Origin of the sequence: Pseudoalteromonas rhizosphaerae, from assembly GCF_902498845.1 — a bacterium.
In the GTDB taxonomy this organism is placed as follows: domain Bacteria; phylum Pseudomonadota; class Gammaproteobacteria; order Enterobacterales; family Alteromonadaceae; genus Pseudoalteromonas; species Pseudoalteromonas rhizosphaerae.
Window position 1 is genome coordinate 117545 of the sequence record NZ_CABVLM010000006.1, and the last position, 16689, is coordinate 134233.

General features: G+C 36.2%; 16 protein-coding genes. 7 read left to right on the plus strand and 9 right to left on the minus strand.

All coding sequences use genetic code 11. The features are described from left to right. The first annotated feature begins 1 nt into the window (after window position 1). Genes PSR9079_RS11030 through PSR9079_RS11060 form a run of 7 tightly spaced genes read left to right on the plus strand, consistent with a single transcriptional unit; the run spans window position 2 to window position 6800 of the window. Entirely contained in the window at window positions 2–667 is a 666-nt protein-coding gene (locus PSR9079_RS11030) for a class I SAM-dependent methyltransferase (RefSeq protein WP_054203340.1), read from the plus strand. 4 nt (window positions 668–671) lie between these two features. Continuing rightward, window positions 672–1631: a phosphotransferase gene (locus PSR9079_RS11035; protein ID WP_149981542.1), complete on the plus strand. Its 960-nt coding sequence runs from the start codon at window positions 672–674 to the stop codon at window positions 1629–1631. A 57-nt stretch (window positions 1632–1688) separates the two neighbouring features. Next, window positions 1689–2723: a class I SAM-dependent methyltransferase gene (locus tag PSR9079_RS11040; protein ID WP_149981544.1), complete on the plus strand. Its 1035-nt coding sequence runs from the start codon at window positions 1689–1691 to the stop codon at window positions 2721–2723. Between the two features lie 14 nt (window positions 2724–2737). Continuing rightward, the gene (locus tag PSR9079_RS11045; protein ID WP_149981545.1) at window positions 2738–3796 is read left to right on the plus strand and encodes a zinc-binding dehydrogenase; all 1059 of its coding nucleotides are present in this window, start codon (window positions 2738–2740) and stop codon (window positions 3794–3796) included. After that, on the plus strand, window positions 3793–4647 hold the full coding sequence (locus PSR9079_RS11050; protein ID WP_149981547.1) for a sugar nucleotide-binding protein: 855 nt from the start codon (window positions 3793–3795) through the stop codon (window positions 4645–4647). Before PSR9079_RS11045 ends, PSR9079_RS11050 begins: the two co-directional genes overlap by 4 nt. Window positions 4648–4656: 9 nt before the next feature. After that, complete coding sequence (locus PSR9079_RS11055; protein WP_149981549.1) at window positions 4657–6105, plus strand: PfkB family carbohydrate kinase; 1449 nt, start codon at window positions 4657–4659, stop codon at window positions 6103–6105. After that, entirely contained in the window at window positions 6102–6800 is a 699-nt protein-coding gene (locus PSR9079_RS11060) for a nucleotidyltransferase family protein (protein WP_149981551.1), read from the plus strand. Before PSR9079_RS11055 ends, PSR9079_RS11060 begins: the two co-directional genes overlap by 4 nt. A 5-nt stretch (window positions 6801–6805) precedes the next feature. Here the strand turns inward: PSR9079_RS11060 and PSR9079_RS11065 are convergent, their stop codons facing one another. The 9 genes from PSR9079_RS11065 to flgL form a co-directional block, all read right to left on the minus strand. Then, window positions 6806–8923 (minus strand): motility associated factor glycosyltransferase family protein, encoded by a 2118-nt coding sequence (locus PSR9079_RS11065; RefSeq protein WP_149981553.1) that lies wholly within the window; start codon window positions 8921–8923, stop codon window positions 6806–6808. A 9-nt stretch (window positions 8924–8932) separates the two neighbouring features. Continuing rightward, window positions 8933–9232 (minus strand): hypothetical protein, encoded by a 300-nt coding sequence (locus tag PSR9079_RS11070; protein ID WP_149981555.1) that lies wholly within the window; start codon window positions 9230–9232, stop codon window positions 8933–8935. Then, window positions 9222–9650: a flagellar export chaperone FliS gene (fliS, locus tag PSR9079_RS11075; RefSeq protein WP_149981556.1), complete on the minus strand. Its 429-nt coding sequence runs from the start codon at window positions 9648–9650 to the stop codon at window positions 9222–9224. The genes PSR9079_RS11070 and fliS overlap by 11 nt, the downstream gene beginning before the upstream one ends. Window positions 9651–9678: 28 nt before the next feature. Then, the gene (gene fliD / locus PSR9079_RS11080) at window positions 9679–11085 is read right to left on the minus strand and encodes a flagellar filament capping protein FliD (RefSeq protein ID WP_149981558.1); all 1407 of its coding nucleotides are present in this window, start codon (window positions 11083–11085) and stop codon (window positions 9679–9681) included. Window positions 11086–11116: 31 nt separating this feature from the next. Further along, a complete protein-coding gene (locus tag PSR9079_RS11085; protein ID WP_149981560.1) occupies window positions 11117–11551 on the minus strand; it encodes a flagellar protein FlaG in 435 nt (144 codons plus the stop codon). A gap of 77 nt (window positions 11552–11628) precedes the next feature. Further along, the gene (locus PSR9079_RS11090) at window positions 11629–12591 is read right to left on the minus strand and encodes a flagellin N-terminal helical domain-containing protein (RefSeq protein ID WP_149981562.1); all 963 of its coding nucleotides are present in this window, start codon (window positions 12589–12591) and stop codon (window positions 11629–11631) included. A 165-nt stretch (window positions 12592–12756) separates the two neighbouring features. Continuing rightward, window positions 12757–13725 (minus strand): flagellin N-terminal helical domain-containing protein, encoded by a 969-nt coding sequence (locus PSR9079_RS11095; protein WP_149981563.1) that lies wholly within the window; start codon window positions 13723–13725, stop codon window positions 12757–12759. Between the two features lie 430 nt (window positions 13726–14155). Beyond that, window positions 14156–15118, minus strand: a complete 963-nt coding sequence (locus tag PSR9079_RS11100; RefSeq protein WP_149981565.1) for a flagellin N-terminal helical domain-containing protein — start codon at window positions 15116–15118, stop codon at window positions 14156–14158. Window positions 15119–15456: 338 nt separating this feature from the next. Then, window positions 15457–16689 carry a flagellar hook-associated protein FlgL gene (gene flgL, locus PSR9079_RS11105; RefSeq protein ID WP_149981567.1) on the minus strand — a complete coding sequence of 411 codons (1233 nt, stop codon included), beginning with the start codon at window positions 16687–16689 and terminating at the stop codon, window positions 15457–15459.

Below are 16689 nucleotides of genomic sequence, written 5' to 3' on the forward strand. Positions count from 1 at the left end.
TATGGATAACCAAGAACCAACTTATATAGAAGACTACCATGACTTTTTAGACGAAACAGAGCAATCAAAGTTGGGACTAATGAGTAATGGAACGTGGGATCTAGATCCAAGACGCCTCGGTATTATGCTTTCACGATATAAATTTGTATCAAAGATGCTCTCTGGACATAAAAAAACGGTGGAGATTGGTTGTGGTGATGCATTTGGTAGTCGTGTCGTCAGACAAGAAGTTAAGGAACTAACCGTTGCCGATATAGAGCCTCGTTTTATCGAAGATATTATTAAACGTAACTCTGTTAAATGGCCATTAATCCCTGTTGTACATGATATTTTAGAGAAGCCATTTGAGAGCACATTTGATTCGGCCTATTCCTTAGATGTACTTGAACATATTCCTGCAAAATTTGAAGATACATTTATCAATAATATAAAACTATCGCTCAACAATGACGGGGTTGTCATTTTAGGTATGCCATCGTTAGAATCTCAACAATATGCATCACCAGCAAGTAAAGCAGGCCATATCAATTGTAAATCTGGCCATGAATTTAAAGCGCTATGTGATAAGCATTTTAAGCATGTGTTTTTATTTTCTATGAATGATGAAGTTGTCCATACAGGCTTTTATCCTATGGCACACTATTTACTTGCTTTGTGTGTTAAATAATTAAATGAACGATTTTTTATATAAGCATTTAAAAGCTCCCTGTCATATAAATGAAATTTCAGGCGGTGCAAATAGTCGTGTGTTTAATGTTAGAGATAGTGAGAATGAGTATATATTTAAGCAATTTTTTACTAAGAACAATGATTATAAAGCTAAATGTGAGCGAGAATTTTTATTTTTAAAGGCACTAACCCAATATAAAAAAAATAACACAGCTACACCAATTGCCTGCGATATTGAGTTGGGTTATTTACTTATGTCAAAACTACCTGGTGAGAAAGTAACTCAACCAACAGAACAAAATATAAAAAGTGCATTTAGTTTTATTGTTAATTGTAACTCTCAGCAGCAACAATTACAGATAATAAATGCAAAAGATGCAGTAAAAAAACTAGCTGACTTTGAATTACTTGTTACCAATCGTTTTTCAATAATTCAAAAGCAAGAGGTTATTTCATCAGCTTTTTTAAGTTTAGTTGAAAATAAAATAATGCCTTTTTTTTATAAAGTACAAAAAGACAACCGTCAACTTAATGGGCAAATGTCGCTTGACTGCAATTACTTATCGCCTTCAGATTTCGGTTTTCATAATATTTTAATTGATCACAATGAGCTTTATTTTTATGATTTTGAGTATGCTGGCATCGACTCACTTTGGAAACTTACAGCCGATTTTTTCTCTCAACCTCAAATCCCTGTGCCTATTGATAAAATAAGCATTATTAAAGAGTTGCCGTTATTTGGTTTTTTAACTAAAAACAAAAGAGAATTTATAACCGCTTTTCAAATGACTAGAATTAAATGGTGTTTTATTATTGGTAATGTCTTTATTTCAGAAATATATAAAAGAAGGGAATTTGCGGATAAAGCACATATTTTAGATGAAGAAAACACCATAGCAAAAATAGAATGTTATTTAATTGAAACGCATTTTCAAACAAAAATATTAGAAGATATTCTTTAAGGATTATAGCTTGTGAAATGTATCATTTGTAATAATAAAATATCCTCAAGTGTGGATATGTTACATATTAATAAACCAATTGCATCTGATTGTCGAAACGTAAGTTTTACTGCTGATATTTTCCAATGCCAACATTGCCAGCATTACCAAAAGAATATAGACGCTCATTATTTAAATAACATAAATGAAATCTACACTCACTATCGACCTTACTCAGTTCAAAATGGTAAAGAGCAGCTTAATTTTACTGCAGATATCCCATTTACTCGTTGTAGTGAAATACTAAAAATATCAGAGGAATTTTTGCCTCACGCAAATGCTCAATTTATTGATATAGGTACTGGCAGCGGTGTAATGTTAGAGGCTGTTTCACAGCGTTATTCAAACTGGACTAAAAGTGCACATGATGTATCGGGTGATTACCAGTTAAACTTAACTCAGAAATATAACCTTGCCTCTTTTTTTAAAGGCGACTTAAGTAAGATAGATCATCGTTTTGATATAATTACATTGATTCATGTTTTAGAGCATATTACCTCACCACCTCAATTTTTAGATAGTATTAATGCCTTATTGTCTAATAATGGCATAGCCGTAATTCAAGTGCCTAATATTGCTGAGAATGAATGGGACTTTTCTATTTATGATCATGTTTCACATTTCACAAAACATACATTAAAAACACTACTTGATCAGCATTTTAAAAACGTATTCTTTCCTATCAAACAATTAAATAAAGAAATTACTGTTTTAGTATCAAACACCCATGCCTTCCCAAAACAAGCGACAAGCCCAATAAAAAATGAGCTGCCACTTTTAGAATCATTTAATCTAAAAATACAGCAGCTGAAAAAATTACCAGCCTGCCACATCTTAGGGACGGGTCCAGCAGCGAGCTTTTGTGCTCATTTTTTAGGTGAAAAATTTCTTGGCTGGGTCGATGAAGATCCTTTAAAAATAGGCAAGGTTATGGCAAATAAAACTATACAAGATGCGAGTGAGCTTCATACATCTCCAATCTTTCTACCTTACCCCTTGTCACAAGTTGAGCAAATAAAAAATCGACTTCCGCAAAATAATTATATTTACTAAATGGAAATACATAAATGAAAGCTGCAGTGTTATTTAAAACAGGAGAGCCTTTAAGAGTGATAGATAACCTCGTTGCTCCTACACTCATAAGAGGGCAAATAAAAGTAGATATCATCTATACTGGGTTATGCCACTCACAACTAATGGAAGCCAAAGGGCTTAGAGGTGAAGATAAATACTTACCTCATTTATTAGGTCACGAAGCTGTCGCAAAAGTAAAAGAAATTGGTCCGCAAGTAAGTAAGGTCGCGATTGGTGATATTGTTGTGCTTGGTTGGATAAAGGGGGAAGGAATAGATGCCCCAGGTGGTATTTATACATACAACGACATTAAAATTAATGCTGGTAGCGTAACTACATTCTCTGAAGAATCCATTGTTTCTGAAAATAGAGTCGTTAAGCTTCCAGAAGGTATGCCATTACAGCTTGCTATACTGCTGGGCTGTGCGTTACCAACAGGTGCCGGGCTAGTTTTAAATCAACTAAAGCCCAAAGAAGACACTAATATTGCCATATTCGGTCTAGGCGGCATTGGCCTAAGTGCACTGATCACAACAACATTATTCAAACCAAATAAACTGATTGCTGTTGATATTGAGCCTGAAAAGCTTGAGTTGGCTAAAGCCTTAGGTGCCACTCACTGCTTTAATGCAAATTCACCAACTTACTTAGAAGAAATTAAAGAGTTAACTTCGGGCGGATGTGATTATACCGTTGAGGCGGGGGGGACATGTCGTTCCATAGAAGCTGCTTTTGAAGTAACAAAAGAGCAAGGAGGTGAATGTATTTTTGCCTCTCACCCTAAAGAAGGTGAAAAGATAAGCTTAGAGCCACACGCCTTTCATCGTGGAAAAAAGATATCTGGTAGCTGGGGTGGTAATTCGAACCCAGACTCTGATATACCCAAACTAGTAAATTTATACAAAGAGCATAATCTACCTCTTGATAAACTACTCTCAGCTAGCTATTCATTAGATGACATAAATAATGCGCTGAACGACCTCGATGAACGAAAAATAACTCGCGCATTAATTTCTATCAACCCACAATTAGATCCAATTAATAACTCATGAATATAGATAACCCAACATTAATAATTGGCGGTGATTCTGTTGTTGGTCGTTATCTACGTGATGAAAATCCCGATTACTTTTATACCTCTAGAAAAGAGAATTGCGAAGCTATTTACTTTGATTTACTGCAACTAGACAGTTTTAACATAGTTGAAGCAGCAGTTATTGAACACAATATCAACACAGTAATTATCCTTGCCAGTATAACATCCATTAAACAATGCGAACTGCAGCCTGAACTTACCCTACTCGTAAATGTACAGCGAACTAAATTATTACTTGAAAAAGTGAATAAACTCGGCTGTTTTGTTGTTTTTATATCTACTAATCATGTGTTTGATTGTAAATCAGCTTACAGTGTATGGGATGGGATTAAATTACCCTGCTCAAATTATGGACAGCAAAAGCTTCAAGTTGAAAACTATATCGTCGAAAATAATTTTAATGCGAGTATTATTAGACCATCTAAAATTATTCATCGCCCATACTCTTTAATTGAAAGCATGATCGAATCTCTTAACAAAAAGCAGGTGTTTAATGCATTCAATGACCATTACTTTGCACCAATATCAATTCAATTTTTTTCAACACTGTTAAAACTGATCATCCAAAATAAAAAGAAAGGGATTTTTCAAATTAGTGGAAAATCAGATCTAAGCTATTATGTTTTTTTAAGAATGCTTGCGAGTAAATTAGACTTAAACTCATCTTTAATCACACCTGTAAGTGCACTCTCAAAAGGTGTTACTCCAAATAAATATGGAACCCTTGAAGCGTATAATCCTCTAAGCAATACTTTACTATATCAATCTATTGAAGATACCATAAACGATTACTGCCAAGAAAATTAAGGTCATAAAGTGAAAAGAAAAACGGTTTTAGTCATCGGCAATTTCGATATACTCCATCCAGGGCATATTAGGTTGCTAAAGTTCGCTAAAGAATGCGGTGATTACCTTATAGTCGCAGTGAATAATGACAGCAATATGCTAATAAAAAGTAGGGTATCAGAATTGCATCGCCTTGAAATGGTTCAATCACTTGAGTGTGTGGATGAAGCATTTTTGACTGAACTATGCAGTAATTCTTTAATTGCAAATTATCAGCCTTACGCAGTTGTGAAGGGTAAAGAGTTTGAAGAAAAAGAAAACCCTGAATACAAAGCACTGAAAACATATGGGGGAAAGTTGATTTTTGGCTCTGGTGAGTTTGAATCTAATTCCGAACAATACATTACAAGAACAATAAGCCATGGTCATAACTTTGATTACAAAAAATGTCAAAGTTATGCAACAAGGCATCAGTTTGATTATCAATCAATCAACACGGTATTCTCTCAATTTCGTAAAAACCGTGTTGCTGTAATTGGCGAAATAATCGTTGATGAATATATTCAAGGTACGGCTGTAGGTTTATCTCAAGAAGATCCTACCATTGTAATGACACCAGATAGAACAGATACTTTTCTAGGCGGGGCTGCAATTACAGCAGGCCATATAAAAGGGCTTGGAGCAAAAAATGTAAAGCTTTTTTCTGTACTTGGTAAGGATGATAAGGCTGAGTACGTAAAAAGTCATATTAAAAAGTACAATATTGAAACTGTACTTTTAGATGATAGCAGCCGTCCTACACCATTAAAGTCGCGGTACAGAGCCGGGAATAAAACACTTCTAAGGGTAAACCAAGTTCGCCAACATAAAATATCTAAAGAAATTCAAACTGACTTATACCACCAACTTCAAAGTAACATCCAGAATTTTGATTTGTTGGTATTTTCTGATTTTAATTATGGATTACTACCTCAAACGCTTGTCGAAAAAATCATTCTATTATGTAAAAAAAATAATGTACGTATTGTCGCTGACAGTCAAACATCATCTCAAGTTGGTGATATCGCGCGTTATAAAGATATGATGCTAGTTACACCAACAGAAAAAGAAGTCCGTGTTGCTCTGAATAATATTGATGATGGCCTACCTATTTTAGCGCAAAAACTTTGCGAAAAGGCAAATCCAACATTTTTAGTTATTACCCTTGCAGGAGAAGGTGTTTTTATCCATCTGCCAGATCAAAACGGTCAATGGGAAAATGATATGCTGCCAGCTATTAACAGTAATGCGGTTGATCCTGCGGGTGCTGGTGATTGTTTCTTAGCGGCTAGCAGCCTTGCTTTATGTTCAGGCGCTACGCCATGGCAAGCATTTTATATTGCCAGTATCGCAGCTGCTTGCCAAGTTGATACACTCGGAAACCAGCCACTGTCTTTTAACACTCTGCAACAACGTGTTTTGGAGTCATTTAAACTATGAAAGCAATATTATTAGCAGCAGGATTAGGCACTAGACTCAAACCTCTAACCAATACGATTCCAAAATGTTTAGTGCCTATATCTGGCCGCCCTCTTTTATCTTACTGGTTAGAAAAATTAGCTAATTTGGGTATAAATGAAATACTTATAAACGTTCACTATCTCGCTGAACAAGTAGAAAACTACATAAGCCAATCCCCCTATAGAGATAAAATAACCATCGTTAAAGAAACCGCATTACTTGGCACTGGCGGAACATTAAAAAACAATGCTCAATTTTGGAAAGATGAAGAAGTAATCGTTATTCATGCTGATAATTTTTGCCTCAGTGATTTAAGCGGCCTTATTAATTCACACAACGTTAAACCTGCTCATGTAGATATGTCGCTATTACTATTTACGTCGAATCAACCAACTCAATGCGGCATTGTCGTTATGGATGCTGATAATGTTATCCATGAATTCCATGAAAAAGTGAGTAACCCACCAGGAAACTTAGCAAGTGGAGCGTTGTTTGTTTTTTCTGACTCTGTTTATGAGCGGTATTTTAAAGAATTAAAAGAACATACCTTTTACGATTTAAGTAAAGATATAGTGCCTAATATGATTGGAAAAATGCAAGGATGGATCGTAGATGATGAGTATATAGATATCGGCACGCCCGAGAGCTATGAGCGTGCCCAAAAACTAATATAAAAAATTTACACGCCTTTATTCATCACTTTAAGTTGTTCGTCATTGAGAAAATCACAGGGCTTTTTGTAATTCTCTTCAAAGTAGCTTTTCATATCAAAAATGTAATCTTGCCAAAGCGAGAAAAGTTCATCAAATTGTTCTAATGTAAATGCTTCATTTTCATAACTATAAAGCAATGTAATTAGTGGGCAGTGATAATATAACAATGACCCTTTCATCATATGATAAATATGACCTAATGGTGAATTTTTAAATGAATACACATACCGTTGCTGTCTTTTAAGCAAATCTGCAGCTTCTTTGATTGTTGTATAATGCTCGTTACTAATAACTAACAGATGGTCACACATATCAATAAAGCGCTGTATTTCGTAATCTTCATCGTTTAATTTATCCAAATTCAGGTTTTCAAAATATCGCGTCTTGATTAACTCCAGCAAAGGAGGCTTATCTAAGCTGTTTTCTGAATCAATTAATATATCAGCAGCTAATGAAATAGCGCCTTTAATTTTAGCCCCGTTACCAATATTGAATACATCAACTGCAGGAAATATTTCCAACAGCTTTTCTATTTGGCTATGCGATACTTTGTATAAATCATTAGTGTAAACAAAGCTATCACTTAAATTACCAGGTAAAGTTTTTTCCGTGACAGGTGCACAACTGATTCCTTTTTCATCATCTTTATATTTTTTATAAAAACTGTGATCACTATGATGTTTACCTGTGGGTAAGCTTCCATTATCAACACCAAATAAATACACATTTTTAAAACCAAAATTTAAAAATAACGAGAGTGCAGTATTAGATACAAGTGGATTACTATATGGAATTAATGGCAGTGTTTTAGAGCGATTTTTTAATGATAAAAAATTAATGAAATCAGTACCACCTTCATTCCCTTTTAATGCTAACCCTGACCACTTATATAGCTCGGTTGTCTTAGGATGGACCATATTAACGGCTAGTAAATTAACTCGTTTATACGCTTCGATCGGTAAGGAATCAGCGACTATTTTGTAGTTTGCATAAGGTCTCTCTACTAGTACATGAAAGTCCGCCTGGATCCCCAATCGCTCTAAAGAAACAATGGCAGATCCTGCAGCTACAACAATCCCTTTATTCTGATTATTTTTCAAATATTCAACAGCTTCATCTAAAGATGGGCCATTGCCAATTATAAATACAGGTATATCTAATAACGAAGCAGGTAAACTCGCTTTATTTGTAAGAAAAGACTGATTACTTTCAATATGAGCTATCGAGTGTGCAAACCCAGTTATTGCATCATTGAAAAAGCCGTGCCCCATTTGAAAACGAAAATAATCCGCAGCCCAATTGGCTATTAACTCATTAATTTCACGTCCAGGTGTATGCTGATAACAAAAGCTTCTTACAGCGGAAAATGCTCCTATATCTTCAACTACATTTTCTAAATCTTTAATGAAAGTATTTTTATCTGCACCTAGATTAAAGAATAAACAATTTCCTTTTTCATCAATCTTTTCAATAATATTGGCCCAATCAATACAGAATAAACTGGCATAAAATTGTTCAATATCAGGCTCAATAATAAATAAATAATCGAATTCAGTATGATTTAATAATTCAGGTATGTGATAACCTAATCCTACTCCAAAAATAATTCCCGATGGGAAGTGGCAAGGTAATTGGGCTATTTTTTTCTCGTCATACTCGCGCAATTTACGCATAAACTGACCAAGCTTAACCATATACTCTGTATGAAGACGTTTATCAGAACTGCTATCTGGGTAGCCTGTATAATCTGTTAAGCTAAAAACAGGATGTTCAATCTGACGCCTAACCTGCTCCTGGCTCTGCTCGAGAGGGTTTTGAGAATAAAGGGGAGCTAATGCATTTTTAGGTATAATATTTCCATGACCACTTTGCGTGACATGAATACAAAAATCATCGCGGAGTTGCAGCTTAGATAAAGCTGCTACAATCTCAGGATAATAATGAGTGAAACATTGCCAATTCTTTTCAAATCGCTCATTTGCTTCTGTAGCAAAAATCGCCTCTCTTTCTTGATGTTTAATAGTTTTTTCAAGTTTTTCTGAGATGTGCTCAAGCTCGTTATTAATATCTATATTCTTTATCATGTCGGTTACCTACTTGATATTTTTATACACATTTATTTTTTTTTGCGTATTAATATGAACACCAAGTTCTTTTGCAGCCTGCTGTTTTTTGAGGCTTATTTCTAATACCGTAGTATTCAATTTGATTGAAAAATCCGATAAAAATAACACATCGTTTTCGCTGAGGTTCTCAGGTGAGGCAAAGAGAGCTTTCAATGTTCTATCAATTAATAGTAACTTGCTTTGAGCTGACTCTATATCACCTTCAGCTAAATATTGATTAATTACAGACAAATCGGGGGCTAACTGAGACAATAAACTAGCCGACATTAGCATCTATACCATTTTCACTAAGTGTTTTTTCTCGAACGTCGTGAGGAATAGCATCCCAAGCAGACTTTATTTCTTTTAATAAATTAGATACTTCTTCAACAATTGCAGGATCATTTTTTATTGTTGCATCAACTAAGCGATCTATCATATAAGAATAAAGTGCATATAAATTATCAGTCACTTCACCACCAACTTTAAAATCTAAACAGCCCCTTAAGGCTTCAATAATAGCAGTCGCTTTAGATAAATGTTCGGCCTTCGCTTCCATATGTTTTCTTTCAATAGCAACTTTAGACATCACCATTTTTTCAATCGCACCCGCCATTAACATTTGAATTATTTCATAGCGATCAGCACCGGCAACACGGGTCTTGAGTGCTTCTTTCTGATAATTTTTTACTTTGGCGTTATACATATTAAAACCCTTTTAAATCAAAATTAATTTATGATTTGTTTCTTGTAAATCCAGGTAAGCTCGCAAGCTGCGCTCCTAAGTACTGTTGTGTTGATTGCATTTGCGCCAGTAACACATCTAAACCCGCATATTGCTTTCTAAGCCTACTTTCTAATTCGGTCATTCTAAATTCATGCTTTAGTACATCATCTTCTAAATCAGTGACCTGTGTATTTAAATTATCTTCTCTTTGCTTTAAAATGCCTTTTGAACTTACGTAATTATCTAAAAAAGATTCGAACTGTTTAGCAACACCATTTTCACCAGCAAAAGCCTTTCCGATATCATCAAAATTTTCATCCATTGCTGTATTTAAACTGCGGACTAAAGTTGATTTTTCTAGATAACCTTTCTTATCAACACCCAAGCCAATATCAAAAATACTTGTGAAAGGCCCTGCATCCGTTAAATTTGTAGAAAGCATATTGACCATTTGTGAGCTCAAAGTACGAATGGTTGCATCGCTATTTAAAGGTTTTCCGACTCTCGATTGCAGACCTAACTGCCCTATAGCATTGTTATAATTAGCAATAAATTCATCAATTAATGTTGTAACGCTCTCACGGTCATAGCTAACAGCCAACTTTGCCGTCTCTCCATCAACGCTTTGTCGTTTAGCAGTGATCGTCATATCTTGCACAGCATCTTTAAAGGTATTTGTGTCGTTTGTTATTGTTATACCATCTACTTTTATAACTGCACTTTTTGCTTTATTTCCAGCTGTTATACCAATACCACCGCTATCAGGAGGTCCACCATTAGCATCAGTAGATACATTGTCTAGCTCAGCATTATCATTAGTAATTACCAAGTCATTACCAGTACCACTCACACTCGAAGTAAGAACCAACTTTGACTCTGTACCAGTATTTATTATATTTGCTGTTACACCAAAATTATCATCTGAGTCATTGATTGCGTTACGTAAATCAGCTAATGTCGCACCCGCATCAAGAGTTAGATCAAAGCTTTTGTCTCCAGCAGCAAATGACAAGGTGCCTCCAGAAGCAGTAACCACATCATCCGTTGACGTAAAACCCGTCTTTGATGTCGCTCGACTGCCCTGAGCAACTTCTAATACTTCGATTTTAAAGTTGCCAGGCGTAATATCTTTTGTTGGGGTAACTGAGACGAGATCACCGTCATCACTTGTTGGTTGAGTGATATTAGCAATACGTTTATTAAAATTATCAGGATCTGCTAGCTTTTTTATTGTGTCTTGTAGCTTGGATAACGCAGACTTGATCTCTCCGATTGAAGATAATTCAACTTCTAACGACTTGTCCTTTTTTGCAAAGGCATTCATTTTTGGAACATTTTCGGCATCAACAGATGCTTTAATGATACTTTCGAGATCCAGCCCAGATCCAATACCTGCGGATGTTATAAGTGGCATACTTCTCTCCTACTATCTGTTCCAAAAAATATTATACAGTTTGATTTAGTAACAAACCTTTGTTAGTTAGTTTATCGGCAAATTCATCTAAAGCTTTAGCAACTTCTCTAAACTCTTCAGTTGGAATTTCACGAATAACTTCTTCGCTTGTTTTATCAAACACTTTAATTATTGGTGGATCACCCTGCTCATCAAATTCAAATTTTAAATTTGTTGCCGTCACAGGAATATATTTATTTAATTTCTCTAAGTTTTCTTTCACTTCGTCGATCAGTGCTTTTCTTTCACTTTCAGAATCAAGTTGCTGACTATTATCAACAAGTGCGGGCTCTCTACCAGCAATTTTTGTACCAGCTTTTTCAACAGTTGCTTTTTTACTTGCTTCGTTTAACTCATTTTTATTTGTAAAAGATGAATTAGCGGTGAAGTTTTCACTCGATTTAATTATTCCACCTAAGTCAGCCATAGTAGCTCTCCTTCAAAATACAAACAAAGTATAAGTCATTATCGAGACAATATCTCAATAATGACCTAATTAACCGTCTAGCCTAGTAACGATAATGCTACTTGTGGACGCTGGTTTGCTTGACTCAAAATAGATTGGCTTGCTTGTTGTAATATTTGAGATTTAGTCAAATTAGCTGTTTCGGCAGCGAAATCAGTATCTTTAATACGTGACTTAGCAGCACTCAAGTTTTCTGAAATGTTAGATTGGTTACGAATAGTTGATTGAAAACGATTTTGCACAGCACCGAGTTCGGCACGCTTTTTATCAACTACTGCAATCATTGCATCCATACCAGCCATTACCGCTTGTGCGTTAGCTTGAGAAGATACACTAATACCACTTGCTGTAAATACAGTTGCAAAGTCGGTATTATCAGCTGAAGCACCAACCTGCGAACTAATTGTTCCCGCAGTAGCACTTAAGCTTGCACCTGTCACAGCACTTGCTACACCTGCAATACCTGACATAGTAAAGCCATTATTACCCGCAACCGAGTTTGCAGTGCCACCAACAGAAGCCATACTAAAACTAATATTCTGTACAGCATCAGCACCAACTTGGAAGTTAGCTGAGAATGAACCATCTAGGAGATTTTGACCACCAAATGTTGTATCTGCAGCAACACGATTCACTTCTTCTGATAATGAACGAATTTCTTCTTGTACTGCTAAACGATCTTCATCTGTATTTGAACCGTTTGAAGCTTGTTGAGCAAGAGTACGAATACGCTGGAACATTGACGTAGTCTCATCAAGTGCGCCTTCAGCAGTCTGCGCAAGTGAGATCCCATCATTAGCATTTCGGTTACCTTGATTCAAACCATTTATTTGACTAGTTAAACGGTTAGATATTTGCATGCCTGCAGCATCATCTTTTGCACTATTAATGCGAAAACCTGATGATAGACGTTGAAAGGATGTATCGAGCTGGTTACCAGATTTCATCAACTGGCGTTGTGCGTTCAATGAACTCACATTAGTATTTACATATAAAGCCATAATAGCCTCCGCTTTATCATTTTAAATAGAATAACAACGGGATACCCCTACCCTGTTATTACTCCAGACTGAGAGTCCTAGATTTTTAGTTCTCTAAGTCAGTTATCGTCAGATAAAACGGAAACTTTAGCTTTATTTATAAATTTTTAACAACGTTATACTATTTTAACCCTGTAACAAGCTTAATGCAGCCTGAGGCCTTTGATTTGCTTGACCTAATATTGTTTGGCTAGCTTGTTGTAAAATTTGGTTTTTAGTTAAGTTAGCAGTCTCCATTGCAAAATCAGCGTCTTTAATTCTGGATTTAGCAGAGGCTAAGTTTTCAGAAATATTGGCTTGATTTCGTATTGTCGACTGAAAACGGTTTTGTACCGCACCTAATTCAGCGCGTTTTTTATCAACTACCGCTATTAGCGAATCCATACCCGCAAACACAGCCTGTGCATTTACTTGTGATGACACACTAATACCAGCGGCTGTAAACACAGCAGAAAAATCTAATGTTGTTGATGCCGTTGCGCCATCAACTGAGCTTACATTAGCTGCGAGCGTTGAAAGTGCTTTACCACCCACGGCTGAAGCAACACCAGCAACACCTGATATAGTAAAACCACCATTAGCAGCAAGAGAATTTGCTGTATCGCCAACAGACTGCATACTAAAACCAATAGTCTGTACAGCATCCGCACCTACCTGAAAGCTTGCAGAATAGGAGCCATCTAGTAAATTTTGACCACCAAATGTAGTGTCTGATGCAATCCGGTTAACCTCATCAGATAACTGCCTAATCTCTTCTTGAATAGCCAGCCTGTCTTCGTCAGTATTAGAGCCATTTGCTGATTGCTGAGCAAGGGTTCGGATACGCTGAAATGTTGACGTTATTTCATCAAGCGCACCTTCAGCCGTTTGTGCCAGCGAGATACCGTCATTCGCATTACGATTGCCTTGGTTTAAACCTAAGATTTGCGATTGCAAACGATCAGAGATTTGTAAACCGGCGGCATCATCTGCTGCGCTGTTAATACGTAAACCAGATGACAAACGTTTAAAGGAAGTATCTAAGTCGTTGCCAGTTCTTTCAAGCTGTCTTTGCGCATTGAGCGCGCTGACATTCGTATTTACAAATAAAGCCATAATAAACTCTCTTCTTATCTGTCAAATTAAAGCCACTCTTTAATTTAATGAGTGGAATTTTGACAAAGTGACCAGTTACTACAGTCAAGTTAAGTTGACTGGGGGCAATAAACTGCCACTTTGCAGATTAATTTAAATCGTAATAAGTATTCAGCAATCTTTAGGCCAACTTTATAGGTAGAGTTGCATTGAATTATAAAAAACGAGAAAAGGGCCTATAAGGCCCTTTGAAGATAAGTTTGAGAGTGGGTATGCCTAACACTTACTATTGGCATAGTTTGTGCTTTAACAATTATGTTCTTACAAATGTTAGAACAATACAGGATTTTTAAGCGCCTCCGCTTTATCAATCCGTTTCAGCGCCTTTGTTAATACCCCATTAAACAAAGGCGCTACATTCTTAGTCAATTAATTGACTATTTCCAACCAATTATCCTAGAAGACTTAATGCAGCCTGTGGACGTTGATTAGCCTGGCTAAGAATTGTTTGGCTAGCCTGTTGTAGAATCTGCATTTTTGTTAAGTTTGCAGTTTCTTGAGCAAAGTCAGTATCTTTAATACGTGATTTTGCAGCACTTAGGTTTTCTGAAATATTTGACTGGTTACGAATCGTTGATTGAAAACGATTTTGTACTGCACCGAGCTCAGCACGTTTTTTATCAACAACTGCGATTAATGAATCCATGCCAGCCATTACCGCTTGCGCATTCGCTTGTGAAGATACGCTAATGCCGCTTGCTGTAAATACCGCAGCAAAACCTGTAGCATCAGCTGATGAACCTACTTGCGAACTAATTGTTCCAGCTGTAGCACTTAAACTTGCGCCTGTTACCGCACTGGCAACCCCTGCAATACCTGACATGGTAAAACCGTTATTACCAGCGATTGAGTTAGCCGTACCGCCAACTGACGCCATACTAAAGCTGATATTCTGTACAGCATCTGCGCCAACTTGGAAATTCGCGGAGAAAGAACCGTCTAAAAGGTTTTGACCACCAAACGTTGTATCTGCTGCAACACGATTTACTTCTTCAGATAATGAACGAATCTCTTCTTGCACCGCTAAACGGTCTTCATCAGTATTTGAACCATTTGCTGCTTGCTGTGATAATGTTCTGATACGTTGGAACATTGATGTTACTTCATCTAATGCACCCTCAGCTGTTTGTGCTAATGAAATACCATCGTTTGCGTTACGGTTACCTTGGTTCAAACCGTTAATTTGTGATGTTAAACGGTCAGAAATTTGTAGACCTGCCGCATCATCTTTCGCACTGTTAATACGAAAACCTGATGATAAACGTTGGAATGATGTATCCAGTGCATTACCAGAATTATTTAATTGTCTTTGTGCGTTTAACGCGCTAACATTTGTATTTACATATAAAGCCATGATATCTCTCCAGAAGTAAACTTATCATTTACTCTCAAACTTACTAGATTAAGCAGTGGTTGTTATTTACAACGCTTTGCTTGGTTAATTAAGTTATCGGTCTAGCAAAAAAATCCTTTAGCTTTTTTTTTATTTTTTTTCCATTATTTTTTAAGCTCATGTAATTTAATGAATTTTATAGTGACTAAATTAATAAAGCTCATTAAAAAACTAAAAGGATTATTGTGCAGGTCTTTTTCTTCAGGAAATTATTAAGCTGTTAAATAGTAAGGAGATGATCTTAAAAGGCTGGGGAAATACGAGAGTAAGGCAATATATTGCCTTACTCCTTTACTTACTTATAAGTAATCGAACAGTGATAATTTAGCCAAGCGGCCAAAAGTTGCCTGCGAGGCTTGTAGTGCAGTTTCTTGCTTCGTGAGTTCAGTAATGGCCTCAGCCATATCGAGTTCAATTAAATCTGCACGAGAAGATTTGTTATTTACATCAAGGTCACTATTAGATTGCGTGATTTTCTCAGCTGTATTTAAGCGCCCACCTAAACCAGCCTGTGTTAAAGAGACCTGATTTTTACTGTTATCGATTTGGACCATGGCCGATGCCAATACTTGGTCATAATCTTCTTGACTAATTGTTGGGTCAGTTAACCCAGCAATTAAATCGCTTAATGTGTTTAAAATATTTTCTTTTTTCGGCGCTTCTAAAGTAAAGTCTACCTGCCCGTTTGCAACTGGGCTAATATCAATTTCCATCCCAGCAAATTTAATTTTTGATCCCTCAAAGCTGCCAGAGCTGATCACACTTCCACCTTGTTCAACCTGATATGTATTAGGTGTACCTGGGGTTGTTATAATATTAAACGTATTTGCTCCGGCCGCGGCTGCAGGATCAGCGTTATAATTTGCTTTATGAAAAGCATCAAACTGAGCTTGCTCGCGTACATACACTTTTGCGCTAGTGATCCCTCCTGAAACAACGCCGTCATTAGAGGCAACATTCAACCGGGCATTGACCTTTTCAAACGTATCAACCCCATTATCACTGGATTTAATTTCAACTCCTTCCGCTACTTTAATTTTATGCTGGCCTTGGTCGCCACCATAAACATATTTGCCAGTTGAAGAATCAAGCGAATAGGTTTGGGTGTTATCTTGATAGCCTGAAAATATATACTTACCATCTTCAGTTTTAGCATTCATTAAATCAAGCACACTACTTTGTATAGATTTAATCTCTTCAGCAATACCTTCACGATCGATATCGGTATAAACACCATTACCTGCTTGAATTGCCAATGTATAGGCTTTTTCAAGTGAGCCTTTAATATTTTCAAGCACACTGTCTTGAGTCTTTAATCGACTCGTTAGCATGGTAATGTTTTTACTGTATTGCTCATTCGCTTGTATACGATCGGTATACAGTAACGCCCGTGCTGTTGCCGATGGATCATCTGAAGCTGTAAGCACTCGCTTTTGGGTATTAACTTGCTCTTGTGCTTTATTGACATTTTGCTGATTATTCAAAATCGAATTAACACTGTTTTGATACATCAAATTATTAGATAAACGCAT